The sequence below is a fragment of the Nonomuraea sp. NPDC004354 genome (genome assembly GCF_053602555.1).
This window is the reverse complement of record NZ_JBSGDV010000005.1, coordinates 443,322-458,548: the sequence shown is the minus strand read 5'-3', so window position 1 is coordinate 458,548 and position 15,227 is coordinate 443,322. Positions and strand designations below refer to the sequence as shown.

At 69.9% G+C, this 15,227-nt stretch carries 17 protein-coding genes; 10 read left to right on the top strand and 7 right to left on the bottom strand.

Annotated features, from left to right (window positions below; all coding sequences use genetic code 11):
* Positions 1 to 91 precede the first annotated feature (91 nt).
* Entirely contained in the window at positions 92 to 928 is an 837-nt protein-coding gene (locus tag ACWENQ_RS19450; protein ID WP_449922934.1) for an MBL fold metallo-hydrolase, read from the bottom strand.
* Between the two features lie 75 nt (positions 929 to 1,003).
* Here ACWENQ_RS19450 and ACWENQ_RS19445 point away from each other — a divergent pair, with 75 nt between their 5' ends.
* Positions 1,004 to 1,501: a winged helix-turn-helix transcriptional regulator gene (locus tag ACWENQ_RS19445; RefSeq protein WP_452415467.1), complete on the top strand. Its 498-nt coding sequence runs from the start codon at positions 1,004 to 1,006 to the stop codon at positions 1,499 to 1,501.
* Between the two features lie 415 nt (positions 1,502 to 1,916).
* On the opposite strand, the gene ACWENQ_RS19440 is transcribed toward ACWENQ_RS19445, so the two are convergent.
* The 4 genes from ACWENQ_RS19440 to ACWENQ_RS19425 all read right to left on the bottom strand — a co-directional run bounded on the left by ACWENQ_RS19440 (position 1,917) and on the right by ACWENQ_RS19425 (position 4,899).
* On the bottom strand, positions 1,917 to 2,903 hold the full coding sequence (locus tag ACWENQ_RS19440) for a hypothetical protein (protein ID WP_452415465.1): 987 nt from the start codon (positions 2,901 to 2,903) through the stop codon (positions 1,917 to 1,919).
* Positions 2,900 to 3,448, bottom strand: coding sequence for an RNA polymerase sigma factor (locus ACWENQ_RS19435; RefSeq protein WP_449922926.1), 549 nt, complete (start codon positions 3,446 to 3,448; stop codon positions 2,900 to 2,902). Before ACWENQ_RS19435 ends, ACWENQ_RS19440 begins: the two co-directional genes overlap by 4 nt.
* 124 nt (positions 3,449 to 3,572) lie before the next feature.
* The gene (locus ACWENQ_RS19430; protein ID WP_452415478.1) at positions 3,573 to 3,809 is read right to left on the bottom strand and encodes a hypothetical protein; all 237 of its coding nucleotides are present in this window, start codon (positions 3,807 to 3,809) and stop codon (positions 3,573 to 3,575) included.
* Positions 3,810 to 3,975: 166 nt separating this feature from the next.
* Complete coding sequence (locus ACWENQ_RS19425; RefSeq protein ID WP_452415463.1) at positions 3,976 to 4,899, bottom strand: oxidoreductase; 924 nt, start codon at positions 4,897 to 4,899, stop codon at positions 3,976 to 3,978.
* 81 nt (positions 4,900 to 4,980) lie between these two features.
* Here ACWENQ_RS19425 and ACWENQ_RS19420 point away from each other — a divergent pair, with 81 nt between their 5' ends.
* On the top strand, positions 4,981 to 5,601 hold the full coding sequence (locus ACWENQ_RS19420; RefSeq protein ID WP_452415461.1) for a TetR family transcriptional regulator: 621 nt from the start codon (positions 4,981 to 4,983) through the stop codon (positions 5,599 to 5,601).
* Between the two features lie 135 nt (positions 5,602 to 5,736).
* On the opposite strand, the gene ACWENQ_RS19415 is transcribed toward ACWENQ_RS19420, so the two are convergent.
* Positions 5,737 to 6,255, bottom strand: coding sequence for a pyridoxamine 5'-phosphate oxidase family protein (locus tag ACWENQ_RS19415; RefSeq protein ID WP_452415460.1), 519 nt, complete (start codon positions 6,253 to 6,255; stop codon positions 5,737 to 5,739).
* Between the two features lie 268 nt (positions 6,256 to 6,523).
* On the opposite strand from ACWENQ_RS19415, the gene ACWENQ_RS19410 reads away from it, so the two are divergent.
* The gene (locus ACWENQ_RS19410; RefSeq protein ID WP_452415459.1) at positions 6,524 to 7,573 is read left to right on the top strand and encodes a cobalamin-independent methionine synthase II family protein; all 1,050 of its coding nucleotides are present in this window, start codon (positions 6,524 to 6,526) and stop codon (positions 7,571 to 7,573) included.
* A gap of 22 nt (positions 7,574 to 7,595) precedes the next feature.
* The gene (locus ACWENQ_RS19405; RefSeq protein ID WP_452415458.1) at positions 7,596 to 8,150 is read left to right on the top strand and encodes a carboxymuconolactone decarboxylase family protein; all 555 of its coding nucleotides are present in this window, start codon (positions 7,596 to 7,598) and stop codon (positions 8,148 to 8,150) included.
* Between the two features lie 88 nt (positions 8,151 to 8,238).
* Here the strand turns inward: ACWENQ_RS19405 and ACWENQ_RS19400 are convergent, their stop codons facing one another.
* On the bottom strand, positions 8,239 to 8,628 hold the full coding sequence (locus tag ACWENQ_RS19400; RefSeq protein ID WP_452415456.1) for a VOC family protein: 390 nt from the start codon (positions 8,626 to 8,628) through the stop codon (positions 8,239 to 8,241).
* A gap of 282 nt (positions 8,629 to 8,910) precedes the next feature.
* Here ACWENQ_RS19400 and ACWENQ_RS19395 point away from each other — a divergent pair, with 282 nt between their 5' ends.
* From ACWENQ_RS19395 to ACWENQ_RS19370, 6 genes are read left to right on the top strand one after another with little or no spacing between them, the layout of a single operon-like run.
* Positions 8,911 to 9,696 (top strand): hypothetical protein, encoded by a 786-nt coding sequence (locus ACWENQ_RS19395; protein WP_452415454.1) that lies wholly within the window; start codon positions 8,911 to 8,913, stop codon positions 9,694 to 9,696.
* Entirely contained in the window at positions 9,696 to 11,411 is a 1,716-nt protein-coding gene (locus tag ACWENQ_RS19390) for a peptidoglycan-binding protein (RefSeq protein WP_452415453.1), read from the top strand. The genes ACWENQ_RS19395 and ACWENQ_RS19390 overlap by 1 nt, the downstream gene beginning before the upstream one ends.
* Positions 11,404 to 12,078 carry an ABC transporter ATP-binding protein gene (locus tag ACWENQ_RS19385; RefSeq protein WP_449922903.1) on the top strand — a complete coding sequence of 225 codons (675 nt, stop codon included), beginning with the start codon at positions 11,404 to 11,406 and terminating at the stop codon, positions 12,076 to 12,078. The genes ACWENQ_RS19390 and ACWENQ_RS19385 overlap by 8 nt, the downstream gene beginning before the upstream one ends.
* Before the next feature lie 2 nt (positions 12,079 to 12,080).
* A complete protein-coding gene (locus ACWENQ_RS19380; RefSeq protein WP_452415451.1) occupies positions 12,081 to 13,256 on the top strand; it encodes an ABC transporter permease in 1,176 nt (391 codons plus the stop codon).
* A 15-nt stretch (positions 13,257 to 13,271) separates the two neighbouring features.
* Complete coding sequence (cseB, locus tag ACWENQ_RS19375) at positions 13,272 to 13,961, top strand: two-component system response regulator CseB (RefSeq protein ID WP_452415449.1); 690 nt, start codon at positions 13,272 to 13,274, stop codon at positions 13,959 to 13,961.
* Positions 13,958 to 15,190: a sensor histidine kinase gene (locus tag ACWENQ_RS19370; protein ID WP_452415448.1), complete on the top strand. Its 1,233-nt coding sequence runs from the start codon at positions 13,958 to 13,960 to the stop codon at positions 15,188 to 15,190. The genes cseB and ACWENQ_RS19370 overlap by 4 nt, the downstream gene beginning before the upstream one ends.
* Positions 15,191 to 15,227 lie beyond the last annotated feature (37 nt).

The window sequence follows — 15,227 nt, the reverse complement described above, 5'->3', positions numbered from 1 at the left end:
GTTCCCACTCGGCGTTCGTCAGATCACCACGACCCATATGCCAAGAGTGACAAGACCAGCGCTCACCGTCAGGAGATCTAAGAAACAGCTCCTAGCCGGGCGTCCCGTCGCGCTCGCTCTGTCGGGCGAGACGCTGGGCTTGCCCGTTGTGCACATCGCTCACCCATTCCCAGCCCGGCTTGGCCGATGGGCCGACCCGCGGGTCACTGGGAACATGGCCCTCACGCAAGGCGAGCACGTACGCCCGATCCCGCTCGATCCGTGCGTGTACCTGGTCAGCTCCGCCGACTGACCCGTGGCCGGGGATGAGGACATCGGCATCGCCCGCCACGCCCTCCAGCAGCCGCAGCGCGGCGAGGTGGTCCTCGATCGGGTCCGCGGTGCCGTTCAAGTCGAGCATCGGAATCAGGACATCAGAGAGCATGTCGCCGGCGACGAGAACGCCGCGCTCCTCGATCAACAACGCCGCATGGCCCGGGGCATGCGCCTGATGCTCGATGATCCGGACTTGAGGACCATCCCAAGGAATCCGCGCGGTATCGGCGGGCAAGCCGGTGATGAGGCCGAGCAGGTCCAGCGGTACCTGCTCGGCGATGTCCGGCGGTATCAGTTGGGCGGCGATGCGGGCCTTCGCGCCCGGGTCCGACAGCCGATCTCGGACAGTGGCCGCGCAGCGGGCCGTGCCGTAGCGAGGCGCCGCGCCGAGCCCGGCGTGCCAGAGCAGGTGATCCCAATGCGGATGCGTCGAGAAACCCGCCACAACGGGCTGGCCCAGTTCGCGAAGGTCGTTCGCGAGGCAGGCCATTTCGTGGCCCTGCACCCCGGGGTCGATGAGCAGCACGCCGGCGCGGCCTTGCACGACCACGGCGTTGCTTTGGCAGAACTCGCTCTCGTGGATCAGCACGCCCTCCGCGACCTGCCTCAGCACGGTGGCCCCTTCCGCTTGTGATTTGCAACCGCTTGCCGAGACGGTAGTGCCGGGCGGTGGTAGATTGCAAGCAGTATGGGCAAAGCGAATGAGCCGCGGTCGGAGTGCCCGATCAACGCCGCCATCGAGGCGTTCGGCGATCGCTGGAGTCTGATCGTCCTCCGCGACATCGTCTTCGGAGATCGCCGCTATTTCCGAGAGCTGCAGGCCAACTCGATCGAGGGGATCGCCTCGAATATTCTCGCCGACCGACTCAAACGACTCGTCAAGTCGGGACTGCTCACCCGCGAGGACACGCGGCCCGGCCAGCGGGCACGCTACAGCCTGACCGAACCCGCGATCCAACTCGTACCCGTGTTCGCGCAGCTGGGCAGCTGGGGACTTCGCCACCGACCCACGAGCAGCGCGCTGAACGCTCGCGCCATGCTGCTTGAACAAGGCGGCCCCGCGCTCTGGCACGAGTTCATGGACGAGCTTCGCCGCGAGCACCTTGGCTCCGAACTCCCAGCGCGATCACCGAGTGTTCGCGAGCGCCTGAACGCGGCCTACCGCGCTGCCACCAACTCCTCGTAGCCGCCAGCCCATCGGCCACGTCCCAAGGCGCCAACGGACGTCGCCCGAGATGATGTCTCACATAGGAACGGCAAGCAGTGAGCCGCTGTTGCGCATCAGTGGCGGACGCGGGCGACATGACAGTCTTGAAGCGGTGGATCAGCCGGGTGGTGACCTGAGGGTCCACCAGCCCGTGTCCGCGGTGCAGCGTCCGCACCGCCCCCAGGAGCAGTTCGGGGTCGCTGTCTTTGAGCAGGCACCCCGACACCCCGACTGGAGTGCCCCCGAAGAGGTACTCATCGGTCCGTCGGCCGCCTCACCGATCACCTCGATGTCGGGCTCGCCGTCCAGTGTCACGCGCAGTGCGTCACGTGAGTATTGATCAAACGGACGGCTCCCGCCCCGTTGCGGGGCGGGAGCCGAGTTGCGCACGTGATCAGGATGCGGGCGGTGGCGCGCTTCCGTTGTAGAACGGGTTCTCGGGTAGACGCTCGGGTGTGACGAGCAGCCGGATCACGCCGGCCTTCACCTGCCATGCGTTCCAGACGGTCCAGCCGGGTCCGACCCGGTCGGCAGGTAGCGGCTCGAAGGACAGGCCGCCCGTTTTCTTATCCGTCCGAATGAGGCTGAACACCGCGGTCAGGTTACGCTTGCGCGCCTCAGCCAGGATGTCGTCCACGGGGCGGCCGTCTCTCAGCCGGACCCCGCCGAACATCTCGCCTGGCGCCATGGCCGAGTCGAAGTTCGCGTATTCCTCTCCCGGCTTCGCCTGGCGTCCCAGCTTGACGTCTACATGGCCGGTGAAACCGGCGGGGATTCGCATCACCATGACGCAGTGTCTGTCCTGTCCTGGCTGGCATCCTTTGGGTGTCGCCTCCATCGAGAGGGGGACACCGTTGATCCGAGGGCCGGAGGGGTCTGGCTTGGCTTCCGGGGCGGGGCGAGAGGAACCCTTGTCCGCGATGATCATGCCGAGGATCTTTCCCACGCCGCCTGGCGAGACGGGCACCGGGCGTAGATCGACGTTCAGGCCGACCGCGTGGAACGCCTGGGTGTACTTGTCGTGGTCAGCGAACGGGTCCTTGATGCGGGCGACGTACTGGTCGCCTTCCCGGTGGATCTCCACCGCGGAGTTGGCGTAGGACACCGCCACGCCACGTCCGTCCTCCAGTAGGCTCGGCCCTACTACGATGCCTGTTGCGAGCACGGCCGCAGCGGTCAGGCCCAGCGCAAGACGTCGAGGACTGCGCGAAGCGGACCGGTGGGTACGTCCCAGCGTCCTGGTGGCACTGCCGGGCTCTTGGGCCGCGATCGAGGCCAGCAACGCGCGCGCCCCCGTACCGGACGCGTGGCTGTTCGGCTGTCCGGGCTCGACTCGGGCCAGTGGTCTCAGAAGTTCGCTGATCTCATCGACGTTCCTCACAACGACCTCCCCGCCGGAATCATCCGGCTTTCAGATGTGAACCGGACACTGGCTTCGTCGAGTGCGCGCGAGAAGCGCCTGCGGGCGCGATAAAGCCTGATGCGCACGGCGTTGCGGGACAGTCCCAGCATCGCGGCGATCTCATCGCGCCCCAGCCCCTCCCAGGCGACCAGCGAGAGAAGCTCACGGTCGTCGTCGGGCAGGTTGCGAAACACCGCGGCGATCACGCTCAGCTCCACGCTGCTGCCGGGAGAGTCCCCATAAAGATCGGCTATCTCGGCATCAAGCTCCACGCTGCGCAGCCGCTGCCGGGCTGTGCTCCGGCGGTGATCGGCCAGCACCTTGCGCGCTACGCCGTACAGCCAGAGCCTGGCCTCGTGCCCCGGCGGCAGATCAGCCACCCGGCGCCAGGCAATGGTGAAGGTCTCCGCCACGACATCGGCCGCATCCTGCGGAGAGTCACAGCGGCGTGCGGCGTAGGCTGCGATCTGGTCGTATGTCTCCCTGTAGACGGCCTCGAACCTGGCCGCTTCATCGTCATCCACGGGCGATTCCCATGGCCGATCTCCTTGTCAGTACGAAACGCGGACATCCCCTTACATGGCGAAAAGTGCCCCACCATTTCATGTGAATCTTGGAAATCTTCAGCGCTTTCGGACTCCAGCGCCTTCACAGAAGCTGCCCCTTATTTTCGAAGTCGGCGGGCAGGTCCTCGTCCGGGTTGCGCCACCGGTCGGCGCCGACCACCCAGATCTCCTTGCAGCGCAGCTGCTCGCGCAGGGTCTGGAAGGTGGCCACCTCATACACCATGCGCGCCACCCGCCGCCGACCGCGGGTGTCGGTGCGATGGACCAGGTCGGCCCAGTCCTTGAGCGTGCCCTTGTGCTCGGGCGCCGCTGGGGCCACGCGAGGTCGACGACGGTGATCTGGTCACCTCGGCCGGTGTCACGAGCGGCCTGGAGCTGGCCTTGTGGCTCATCCAGCGCGCCTACGGCACGCAGATGTCGATGAACGTCGAGACGGTGCTGGAGTACGAACGCCGCGGCGTCGTTCACGAGGCGCGCCGCCGCGACTAGAGCGGGAACCGCACGGCGGTCAACTGTTCCGACAACTCCCACAGTCGGCGTCCGGTCTCGGCGTCGGCAGCGGCCGGGGCCAGGTGCACCTGTTTCGGGGCGCCGCGCAGCTCGCCCACGCCGTCCGGCCCGAAGAACCGGCCGCTGTCCGCGTCCGGGGCGGTCGCCGCGTACAGCTGGGGCAGCGCGCCGCGGTGCGGGGACTGGGCCAGTGGGGTGAGGATGCGGCCGTACATCATCTTCACCATGCCGACCGGTGCGCTCGTCTGCAGGTTGGTGGCGGTGTAGCCAGGGTGGGCGAGCAGGCTGCGCACCGGGCTGCCGGCCGCCGTCAGCCGTCGGTGGAGTTCCCAGCCGAAGACGGCGTTGGCGAACTTGGACTGGTTGTAGAACGCCATGGGCGCGTACGCGCGCTCGCCGGACAGGTCGTCGAAGAACAGGCGCCCCTGCCGGTGGTTGGTCGAGCTCACCGTGACCACGCGGGGGTCGTCGCCGCCGGCAAGGAGGTCGAGCAGCAGGCCGGTGAGGGCGAAGTGAGCAAGGTGGTTGACGGCGAACTGCAGCTCATGGCCCTGCGCGCTGAGCGTCCGGGGCGGCGCCATCACGCCGGCGTTGTTGACGAGCACGTCCAGCCGCGCGTGGTCGGAGCGCAATCCGTCGGCGAAGGCGCGGACGGAGTCCAGATCGGCCAGGTCGAGCCCGCGCACCTCCAGGTGGGCGCCCGGCTGTTCAGCGATGATCTTCTCGACCGCACGGCGGCCCTTGAGCTCGTCGCGTACGGCGAGGATGACGTGCCCGTTCTTGCGGGCCAGCGCCCGGGTGGTCGCCAGGCCGAGGCCGCTGGTGGCTCCGGTGACGACGAACAGCCGCTCGGTCTGATCTGGAATGTGCTCGGCGGTCCAGCGCTGCTGCTTGGTCATAGGGCACACGTTGCCCTCGATGGCACTGAGTGTCAAAACACGCCTCGGTGCCATCATTGGCATCGTGTGTAAGATGGTCTGGTGATCCGCTCCGACGTGAGCCTGGCCCAGCGCAAACGTCAGCTCGTCGCGGACGAGCTGACGCAGGCGGCGCTCAATCTGCTGACCCGGAAAGGGTTCGACGCGGTTACGATCGACGAGATCGTGGCCGCCGCAGGCGTCTCCAGGCGGACGTTCTTCCGGTATTTCGCCTCGAAAGAGGACGTGGTCGTTCAGTTCCTGGCCGAGATGGGCGCCGGCATGCGCGCGGAGCTGGCGGCCCGCCCCGCCGAGGAGCCACCCTCGGCCGCGCTGCGGCACACCGTCTGGGTCTCCGTCAACGCCTGCGCCGGCCATGCCGACCGGGCGCTGCGCGTGGTGCAACTGATCCTGCGCACCCCCACCCTGCTCGCCCGTTTCCTGGAGCGCCAGACGCAGTGGCGCGAGGAGCTGACGGGGGAGCTGGCCCGGCGGCTTGAGCTCGACCCCGCGACCGACATGTACCCGCAGCTGGCGGCCGGGATGGCACTGAACGCCTTCGACACCGTGCTGCAGCGGTGGAGCGACAGCGACGGTTCCGAGGACCACACCCTTCTGATCGACCGGGCCTTCGCCGTGATCGCGCCGGCGCTGGACACCGCGGCGGGGGACCAGGCGCAGTAGGCCGGAGGAGGCCCGGTCGGTCGGCCGGTTCGAGGGTGGTCACGGCCCCGGATCGGGTCAGCCGCGCCAGCCGCCTCGTTGCCGCGAGACGACGACCCGAACAGCGCGCCCGGGGCCTCCTTCATGGGCCTGCGGTCACGTGGCGGTGAGCTTGTCGACGTCGGGGGCGTAGACGGTCATCCAGTGCGGGTGCAGCCGGTAGTAGACCACGTCGTTCTCCCAGTCGAAGGCGCCCTCGCCGTAGAAGTCCTTGAAGTACGCGAGCAGGTCCGGCCAGTCCGCGGCGGGCTCGCCGTCCTCGGGGTTGAGGATCTCCACCGTGCCGTGGGTGAACACGCCCAAGTCCTCGCCGCGCATGTGCGCGACGCTGGCGGCCGGGCGTGCGGCCAGGTGGCGGGCCTTGGCGGCGCTGCGCGCCGTTCCGAAATGCCACCTGCCGTGGAGGAAATGCCCGTCCACGCCGCTGATCCGCGGCTCGCCCTTCGCCGTCACCGTGGACAGTGCGAGGGTGCACATGCCGGTGAGGACCTGGGTGAGCTGCTCCGCGGTCAGGGTGCGCTCGGTGACGATCGAGCGGAGATGCGGGGTGGAGCGGGACAGGGAGGAGTCCAGGAGGCTCTGGAGCTCTTTGAGATCTTCTTGCGTTTCGCGCATTGCTTTCCTTGTCTATCCGTACGACCGGTTCGCGGCCACCTTCGGCGCTGACCGGTGCAGCCATGTTCGATCAAAAACCTGACACCTTGTGTCTTGTTTCTTCGCCCGGTAGTGGTCATGGACTCCGCCGTCACACCCGCGAAGGCAGGAGCGGGCAGTCACGCCAGGTCACGTCCCCGAGCCCCGGGCCGTGCCCAGGTGGTTACGCCAGCCGGGGTGGTTACTTGGGGTCGTTGAACCATTGCAGGGAGCGATATACGGTCGCGGCATGGGCATCCCGACCGAGCCGATCGGCAGCATTCCCCGTTCACCCGAACTCCTGGCCGCGATGCGCTCCGGCGACGCCGCCGAGCTGGCACGCGCCCAGGAATCAGCCGTGCGGGACACGATCGCGCGCATGGAGCAGGCCGGCTCGCCGGTCGTCACCGACGGCGAGCAGGCCAAGCCGAGCTTCGCCACCTACCCGATCGCGGGCTTGGCGCACCTGGCGCCCGATGGCGTCGTGATCCCGTTCGCGGACGGGCACACCCGGCAGCTGCCCCGATTGACCGCGGGGCCGTTCCGCTACGCCGTACGCGCCGAGCAGTACCTGCGGGCCGCCCAGCGGCACGCGACCGTCCCGGTCAAGCAGGCGGTCATCGCGCCGTCCGCGCTCAGCCTGCTCTACCCCGCCACCGGCATCGACGGCTACCCGCGCGAGCGCTTCCTGGACGACCTGGCCGACGAGGCCGAGGCCGACATTCGCGGCTGCCTGGACGCCGGAGCGCACGCCGTCCAGCTCGACTTCACCGAAGGGCGGCTGTCGCTCAAGCTCGACCCCAGCGGCGGCGTGCTGGAGGAGTTCGTCGCGCTGAACAACAGGGTGCTGGAACGGTTCTCTCCCGAGGAGCGGTCACGGATCGGGGTGCACACCTGCCCGGGCGGCGACCAGGATTCCACCCACAGCGCCGACGTGGACTACGCCGGGCTGCTGCCCCACCTGTTCCAGCTCAAGGCCGGCAACTTCTACGTCCAGCTGGCCGGCGAACCCGAGCCCGACAAGGTTCTGGCCGTCATCGCCGAACACCTGCCGGCCACCGCCCGGATCTTCGTCGGCGTGATCGACCCGATCGATCCGCACGTGGAAACCCCCGAGCAGGTACGCGACCGCGTGTTCGCCGCGGCCCGTCACCTGCCTCTCGACCGCCTGGGAACCTGCGACGACTGCGGGTTCTCCCCGTTCGCCGACGACACCTCCACCTCCCGCGAGGTGGCGTTCGCCAAGATCAGGGCGCGGCTGGAGGGCACCGCCTCGGCCGCGGCCGAGCTGGGCGTCTGACCCTCACACCAAGGAGCCCGCAATGCCGCACATCCACCTGAACACCGACCTGCCGGGAATCCTCTCCCTGTTCGCGTTCCGGCCCGAGACGGCGCGACCGCTCAGCGAACTGGCCGAGGTCCTGCTGCGTGGCCCCAGCACGCTGACGCGGGGCGAACGCGAGCTGATCGCCGCCTACGTCTCCGCGCTCAACGACTGCCAGTTCTGCACCAGCTCGCACGCGGCCTTCGCGGCTGCGCAACTGCCCGAGGGGATGGCGCTGATCGACCACGTGCGCGCCGACCCGGCCACCGCGCCGATCTCCGCCAAGCTGCGGGCACTGCTGGCCGTCGCGTCCGCGGTCCAGCAGGGTGGACGCCAGGTCCAGGCCATGCAGATCGAGGCCGCCAGGGAGGCCGGCGCCAGTGACGTCGAGATCCACGACACGGTGCTCATCGCGGCCGCGTTCTGTATGTTCAACCGCTACGTCGACGGGCTGGCCACCGTCACTCCCGACGACCCTGCCGCCTACGAACAGAGCGCCGCTCGCATCGTGGCCGATGGCTACCTGGCCGGGCTGCTGGAGCCGACGACCTGACGCCCGAGAACTCGCCGTGCCCGGCCACGCCCACCTCGGCCGGCAGGACGCGAAGGGGGTACGGCACGCGGTGCCGTACCCCCTTCCGCTATTCCATCGCGAACAGCTCGAGCGCGATGCCGTCCGGGTCGCGGAACGACAGCACGGCGCCGAACGGCGACTCGACCACGGACGAGCAGGTGACGCCGAACTGCTCGAACCTGCGCGCCCACGCGTCGAGCGCCGCGCGCGACGGCACCGCGAACGCGACGTGGTCGATGCCCACCCTGCGGTGGTCGAAGTCGTCCTCGCGCACGTCGAGGTGCTGGGTGAAGCCGACGATGGCGAGGCTGTCGTGCAGGCAGATGGTACGCAGCCAGCGCTCCTCGTCCATCGTGGCGTACTCCTTGAAGCCGAGAACCTCGGTGTACCAGCGCACGCTGGCGTCCCTGTCCTTCACCGACAGCGAGATGTGCGAGACGCCCATGAGCTCGGACATGGACCTTGCCTCCTTGATCTTGCCGGACACTGTCTGGACACTCTCCCGGAGTGAGGCCAAGCCAAGCAAGCATTCGGTCGGCTCGCCCCGCCTTCGCCCCGCCTTCGGCGGCGAGTCGCGGTGAGGGGCGCAGCACGCAAGGCGGCCGGCGGCGTTGATACGCGGCTGATACACGGCTGAGCATTCGCGGATACCCGGCGAACACAGAGCGGACGGAAACGGGCTCCAGAGTGGCAACGGCGTCGTGAAGGGCGGCGCGATCCCGCTGAGAAGGAGTCCTTGATGCGTGTGTTGGCGTGCGGTCTGCTCGGTCTGGCGGTGTTGACCGGCTGCGGGGGAGCCCCGACCCCCGCGGCCGACGGCGGCGGGGCCACGGTGGACAAGGCTCGCGAGCGGGAGACCGTCATCGCCACCTGCATGAAGCAGAAGGGTTTCCCCTACACCGCCTCGGTCAGCCGGCCCAAGAAGTCCGACGCGAACCCCGCCGACTACGCGGTGATGAAGGCGGACCGCAGCAAGTACGGCTTCGGCGTCTTCTCCGCCGTCGTCTATCCGAAGCCGCAGGAAACGCGGGCGCCGGACCCCAACCAGGCGACGATGGAGGGCCTGTCCGGCGCCAAGCGGGACGCCTACGTCAAGACCTTGAACGAGTGCAGGGTCACCGCCCTCCAGCAGGTGGACGGCCTGAAAGTCACCTCGGTCGCCGACTACCAGGACCAGATGAGCACGGCGATCGAGAACATCGACAAGACGCTCGACGGCGACCCCAAGCTTGTGGAGCTCGCCGCGCCGTTCGCCGAGTGTCTGAAGTCGAAAGGCGAGCGGGTGACCTCCGCGAAGCCGCTCGCGCTGAGCGCCCGCGGCATGCAGGTGTGGGGCGAGCAGGCTGACCAGCTCGGCAAGGCGGGCAAGGTCACGGCGGAGGTGGCCAGGCCGTACCTCGCCAAGGAGATCAAGTCGGCGCTGGTCGACCTGGAGTGCGGCAAGGACTTCTACGCCGCCTTCGCCCCCCTGCAAAGGCGGCTGACCAACGAGGCCAGGATGAAGTACGGGTTCCAAGAGCAGTGATGCGTACCCCTCGCGGCAAGCTGCTGCTCGTGCTGGCCGTGGTCCTGGTGGTCGCGGGGACCGGCTGGGGAGTGGGCACCCTGCTGCGTTCCCCGGCCGACGAGGCGGCGGCGCGCAGGCCGCCCAAACCGTCGCTCGTCACCGCCGCGGTCGAGCGGCGCAAACTGGTCGCCACCGTCGTGGTCAGCGGCACGCTGGAGTACGGCTCGCCGTATCCGGTGTCGCTGGCCGGGGTGGTGGGCGGCAGCGAAACGGTGCAGCGCGCCACCCGCGCTCCCCGGCGGGGCACTCTCGCGGAGGGCGCGGTGCTGATGGAGGTGAACGGACGCCCGGTGTTCGTCTTCTCCGGCAAGGTGCCGATGCACCGCAGCATCGTCCCCGGCGCCGAGGGGGCCGACGTCGCGCAGCTGCAGAAGGCGCTGCGCAGGCTGGGCTACCGCGCACCCGCGACCGGCGTGTTCGACCAGGCGACCGTCGCCGCGGTGTCGCGCTTCTACGCCAAGCGGGGCTACGAGGCGCAGCAGCCCACCTTGGAACTGCGGCGGCAGCGCGACGAACTGCGCCGGGCCGTACGGACCGCGCAGGAAGTGCTCGCGGCCGAGCGCAAGGCCCTTGACCAGGGCAGGGATGTGCTCCCGATGAAAGTCAGGCTCACCAACGCCCGGCTGGATCTGAAGGCGGCCGAACAGGCGTTGAAGAGCGCGCGGGCACAGGACCACACCACCGAGGACGAGGCCAAGGTCGAGGCCGCCGAGAGCGCCGTACGGGCGGCCGAGGAGAAGCTGCTGACCGCCCAGCAGGAGCTCGACCAGGCCACTGCGCCGTCCACCCCCGCGCCCAACCCCAGCTCCACTGCGGGCCCGACCACAGGTGCCACGCCCGTGCCGCCCGCCGACACCCGCCTGCTCGAACTCCGGGTGGCCAACGCCGACGCGGAGCTGGCCGCCGCCAGGTCGGCGCTGGAGCGCGTACGGGAGGAGGTCGGGACCACGCGGGCCAAGCGGCTGGCCGAGCTGAGGAAGAACGTCCGGGTGGCGCGCGAGGTCGTCGTCACCGCCGAGCAGGCGCTCCGCCAGGCCAGGCAGCTCTCGCCCGTCAAGCTGAAGGCGGCCAACGCCCAGCGTGACCTGGCCGCGGCGCAGGCGCTGCTGGCCGAGTTCTCCCGGACCTACGGCACCACCGTCCCGCCGGGGGAGGTCGTCTTCCTGCCCAGGCTGCCGGCCCGGCTGCACAAGCCGGCCGTCAAGGCGGGCGAGCCGGTGGACAAGTCGGTCGCCACGGTGACCAGCTCCGCCTTCATGGTCTCGGGCTCGGTGGACGTGGCCGAGGCCGAGCGGGTGAAGACGGGTCTGAACGCGAGCATCGAGACCGAGGCCGGCAGGACCGTCCCCGGCACGGTGACCGCCATCGGAGGACGCGACGCGAAGGGCGCCGTGCCGGTGACGATCACGCCCGCCTCGATGAAGGGTCTCAAGAAGCTCGCCGGGGCGCCCGTCACGGTGCGCGTGACCATCGGCGCCACCGACCAGGAGGTGCTCGTGGTCCCCGCCGCGGCGGTCGTCACGGCCGCGGACGGCAAGGCCCGCGTGCAGGTGGAGGTCGCGCCCGACCGGACCAAGGAGGTCGAGGTACGCACCGGCCTGTCCGCCGACGGAGCCGTGGAGGTGACCGGCGACCTCAAGCCGGGCGACATGGTGGTGATCAACAGTGCCTGAGCCGGTCATCCTGCTCCACGACCTGACCAGGGAGTTCCCCACCGATCCACCCGTCAGGGCGCTGTCCGCCGTCAACCTGAGAGTCGACCGGTCCGACTACGTCGCCATCGTCGGCCCCTCGGGGTCGGGGAAGTCCACCCTGCTCAACACGCTCGGTCTGCTCGACCGGCCGACCAGCGGCAGCTACCGGCTCGACGGCATCGAGACCGCCTCCCTGAAGGACAGCGTGCGGACCACCATCCGCGGCAGCCGCATCGGCTTCGTCTTCCAGTCCTTCCACCTGTTGCCGCATCGCAGCGTGCTGGAGAACGTCATGCTGGCCGAGGTCTACGGCGCGGCACCGCGCGCGGGGCGGCGGGAGCGCGCGATGCGGGCCCTGGAGCGGGTACGGCTGTCGCACCGGGTGGACTTCCTGCCCGGCAGGCTGTCCGGCGGTGAGCGGCAGCGCGCCGCCATCGCCCGCGCGCTCCTGGGCGAACCGTCGCTGCTGCTGTGCGACGAACCCACCGGCAACCTCGACAGCAAGAACACCGACGCCGTGCTCGACCTGTTCGACGAACTGCGCGCCCAGGGGATGACCATCGTGGTCATCACTCACGAGACCGAGGTGAGCGACCGGGCCGGGCGCCGGGTGCGCATCACCGACGGCGTCCTCACAGAGGAGTAGACGTGCACCCTCGCGACCTGCTGGACGAGGCCCTGGCGGGTCTGCTGGCCCGCCCGGTGCGTTCGGCGCTGACCACGCTGGGCACCGTGCTGGGCATCACCACGCTCGTCGTCACCCTGGGCATCGCCGCGACGGCGGGCAACCAGATCGTCGGCCGCTTCGACGAGCTCACCGCCACCTCCGTCACGGTCGAAGTCCCGGAGAACCCCGTCCCCCTGGTCGACTGGGCCGGCGTCGACCGGGTGACCCGGCTGCGCGGGGTGGTCTCCGCCGCCGCGCTCGCCGAGTCGCAACAGAGCACCAATCTCAGCGTCCGCTCCAACGACATCGTGGACCCGACCCGGGTCACCGACCAGACGCTGACCGTCGTCTCCAGCAGCCCCGGCCTGCCCGCCGCGGTCAAGGGCAGGATGATCGAGGGCCGCTACTTCGACGCCGGGCACATCGCCCGTGGGGACAAGGTCGTCGTGCTGGGCCAGCACGCGGCCAAGCTGCTGGGCATCACCAGGCTGACCCGTGCCCCGGCCGTCTTCATCGGCGCCCAGGCGTACACCGTCATCGGCGTGCTCGGCGACCTGAAACGCGAAAAGAGCCTCGCGGGTGCGGTCATGCTGCCGCCGTCCGTCGGCAAGCGCTACGGCCTGAGCGCCGTGACCAGGGTTCTGGTCAACACCGGCCTCGGCGCCGCGGAACTGATCGCCGATCAGGCGCCGACCGCGCTCAGCCCCGGCAACGAGGCCCGCCTCCAGGTCATCTCGCCGCCCAGCCCCACCAGAGCGCGCGATGCGGTGGAGGGCGACGTCGACGCCCTCTTCCTGATCCTCGGGCTGGTCTCCCTGGTCGTCGGCGCGGTCGGCATCGCCAACGTCACGCTGGTGACCGTGATGGAGCGTATCGCCGAGATCGGCCTGCGCCGCGCCCTCGGCGCCGCCCGCCGCCACATCGCCGCGCAGTTCCTGCTGGAGTCCACCCTCACCGGGCTGACCGGCGGCGTCATCGGCGCTTCCGGGGGGATCGTCGTGATCGTCGTGGTCTGCGCGGCCAAGCAGTGGACTCCGGTCCTGGACGTACGGCTGGCCGTCACGGCTCCTGCCGCCGGTGCCGTCGTCGGGCTGCTGGCGGGCCTGTACCCGGCCCTGCGGGCCGCCCGCATGGAACCGGTCGCCGCGCTTCGGTAGATATGGTGCACCTTCATGACATCCCTGCTGCTCGTCGAGGACGACGCGGTGATCCGCGCGTCGGTCAGCCTGGCCCTGGAACGCTACGGCTATCGCATGACCACCGCGGCTGACGGACTGAGCGGCCTGGAGGCGGCCCAGGCAGGCGGCCACGACCTCCTGCTGCTCGATGTGATGCTGCCCGGCCTGGACGGCATCAGCGTGTGCCGCAGGATCAGGGAGACCAGCCAGGTGCCGATCCTCATGATGTCGGCCCGCGGCGACGGCCTGGACATCGTCGCCGGGCTGGAGGGCGGCGCCGACGACTATGTGGTCAAGCCGGTCGACCTGCCGGTGCTGGTGGCCAGGATCCGCTCGCTGCTGCGCCGGGCCAGCATCGCGCAGCCCCCGCCCACGACCGGGCGGGCCGCCGAGAGTGCGGTGCTCACCTTCGGCGAGCTGAGCATCGACACCGGTTCGCTGGAGGTACGGCGGGCTGGGCGACGCGTCGAGCTGAGCCCGACCGAGTTGCGGCTGCTGCTGGAGTTCGCCGCCCATCCCGGCATCGTGCTGGAACGGGCGACGCTGCTGCGCACCGTGTGGGACTACGGGTGGGACGGCGACAGCCGCGTGGTCGACCTGTGCGTCCAGCGCCTGCGCAAGAAGGTCGGCGCCGAGCGCATCGAGACGGTCCGCGGGTTCGGCTACAAGTTGAGCACCACATGAACCCGGCTTCGCTGCGATGGAAGATCGCCGCCCTCGTCACGCTCGCCTCCACCGTCGTCGCCGCCGTGGTCGGGCTCCTGGTTCACCGGGCGACCTGGCAGCGTGCCCTGGACATCGGCGCGGCTCGAGCCAGGACCGCCCTCGACAGCTCACTGGCCCCCGCTGAGCGGCCCGGCGGCACGCCCGACAACGTGGTGACCGTCGAGGAGCTCCCTGACGCTCTGGCCGCCCAGCTGCGGCCGGGCCGGCCGGTGATCTGGTACGGGCTCGATCACCGGGACGAACCTTGGATGTGGGCCACCCAGCCGTACGGCCGCGACGGCAGCCAGGCGGTGAGCGTACAGATCTCGATGGGCTCGGAACTGCTCGACCTGTACGCGCTGGACCGAGACATGGTCAAGGCCGCCCTGCTGGCCCTGTCCGGGGTGGTGCCGCTGTCGGTGCTGGCGGCCGAACTCCCCAACCGGCGGCTTCGGCGCATGGCCCGTACCGCCCGCGAGATCGCCGACGGCAACCTGGCCGCTCGCACCGACGCGGGCGGCAGGGACGAGATCGCCGAGATCGGCGCCGGGCTCAACTCCATGGCCGCCAGCCTGCAGCGGCGGCTGCTGGCCGAGCAGCGCTTCACGGCCGATGTCGCGCACGATCTGCGCACCCCGCTGATGGGGCTGCTGACCGCCGGCCAGTTGCTGCCCGACGGGCAAGCCACCGACATGGTCCGCGACCGGATCGGCGTCCTGCGCGGCCTGGTTGACGACCTGCTGGAGATCTCCCGCCTGGACGCCACCGACGAACAACCGGACCGCCAGCCGGTGCCGCTGGCCGACCTGGTCCGCGAGTCGCTGCACCGTGTCGACGTGCCCGCCGAGCTGCATGTCGTCCCCGACCAGGGCGACACGACGGCCGTCACCGATGCGCGCCGCCTGGAGCGCATCGTCGCCAACCTGCTCCTCAACGCCCGCACGCACGGCGCCGGCCCGGTCACGATCACCGTGGGCTCCCGCCGGATCGTCATCCGCGACCACGGGCCGGGTTTCCCGCCGGACCTGCTCGCGAACCTGAACGAGGGACAGGCGCAGCGCTTCCGCACCGGACGGACCGAGCGCGGCCGCGGGCACGGGCTCGGCCTGACCATCGTGCTCGGCCACGCCCGCATCATCGGGGCGACCCTCCAGTTCGCCAACCCGGTCAACGGTGGTGCGAGCGTCACCATCACCCTGCCCGACTGAGGCACCCAGTGGCCGGCCACCGCCCGACAGCTCGCGC

Bases quoted from the DNA above. Each gene is read 5' to 3' on its own strand.
- ACWENQ_RS19445 (WP_452415467.1), top strand. From the start codon at position 1,004: ATGGGCAAAGCGAATGAGCCGCGGTCGGAGTGCCCGATCAACGCCGCC.
- ACWENQ_RS19425 (WP_452415463.1), bottom strand. From the start codon at position 4,899: ATGACCAAGCAGCAGCGCTGGACCGCCGAGCACATTCCAGATCAGACC.
- ACWENQ_RS19415 (WP_452415460.1), bottom strand. From the start codon at position 6,255: ATGCGCGAAACGCAAGAAGATCTCAAAGAGCTCCAGAGCCTCCTGGAC.
- ACWENQ_RS19410 (WP_452415459.1), top strand. From the start codon at position 6,524: ATGGGCATCCCGACCGAGCCGATCGGCAGCATTCCCCGTTCACCCGAA.
- ACWENQ_RS19405 (WP_452415458.1), top strand. From the start codon at position 7,596: ATGCCGCACATCCACCTGAACACCGACCTGCCGGGAATCCTCTCCCTG.
- ACWENQ_RS19400 (WP_452415456.1), bottom strand. From the start codon at position 8,628: ATGTCCGAGCTCATGGGCGTCTCGCACATCTCGCTGTCGGTGAAGGAC.
- ACWENQ_RS19395 (WP_452415454.1), top strand. From the start codon at position 8,911: ATGCGTGTGTTGGCGTGCGGTCTGCTCGGTCTGGCGGTGTTGACCGGC.
- ACWENQ_RS19390 (WP_452415453.1), top strand. From the start codon at position 9,696: ATGCGTACCCCTCGCGGCAAGCTGCTGCTCGTGCTGGCCGTGGTCCTG.
- cseB (WP_452415449.1), top strand. From the start codon at position 13,272: ATGACATCCCTGCTGCTCGTCGAGGACGACGCGGTGATCCGCGCGTCG.
- ACWENQ_RS19370 (WP_452415448.1), top strand. From the start codon at position 13,958: ATGAACCCGGCTTCGCTGCGATGGAAGATCGCCGCCCTCGTCACGCTC.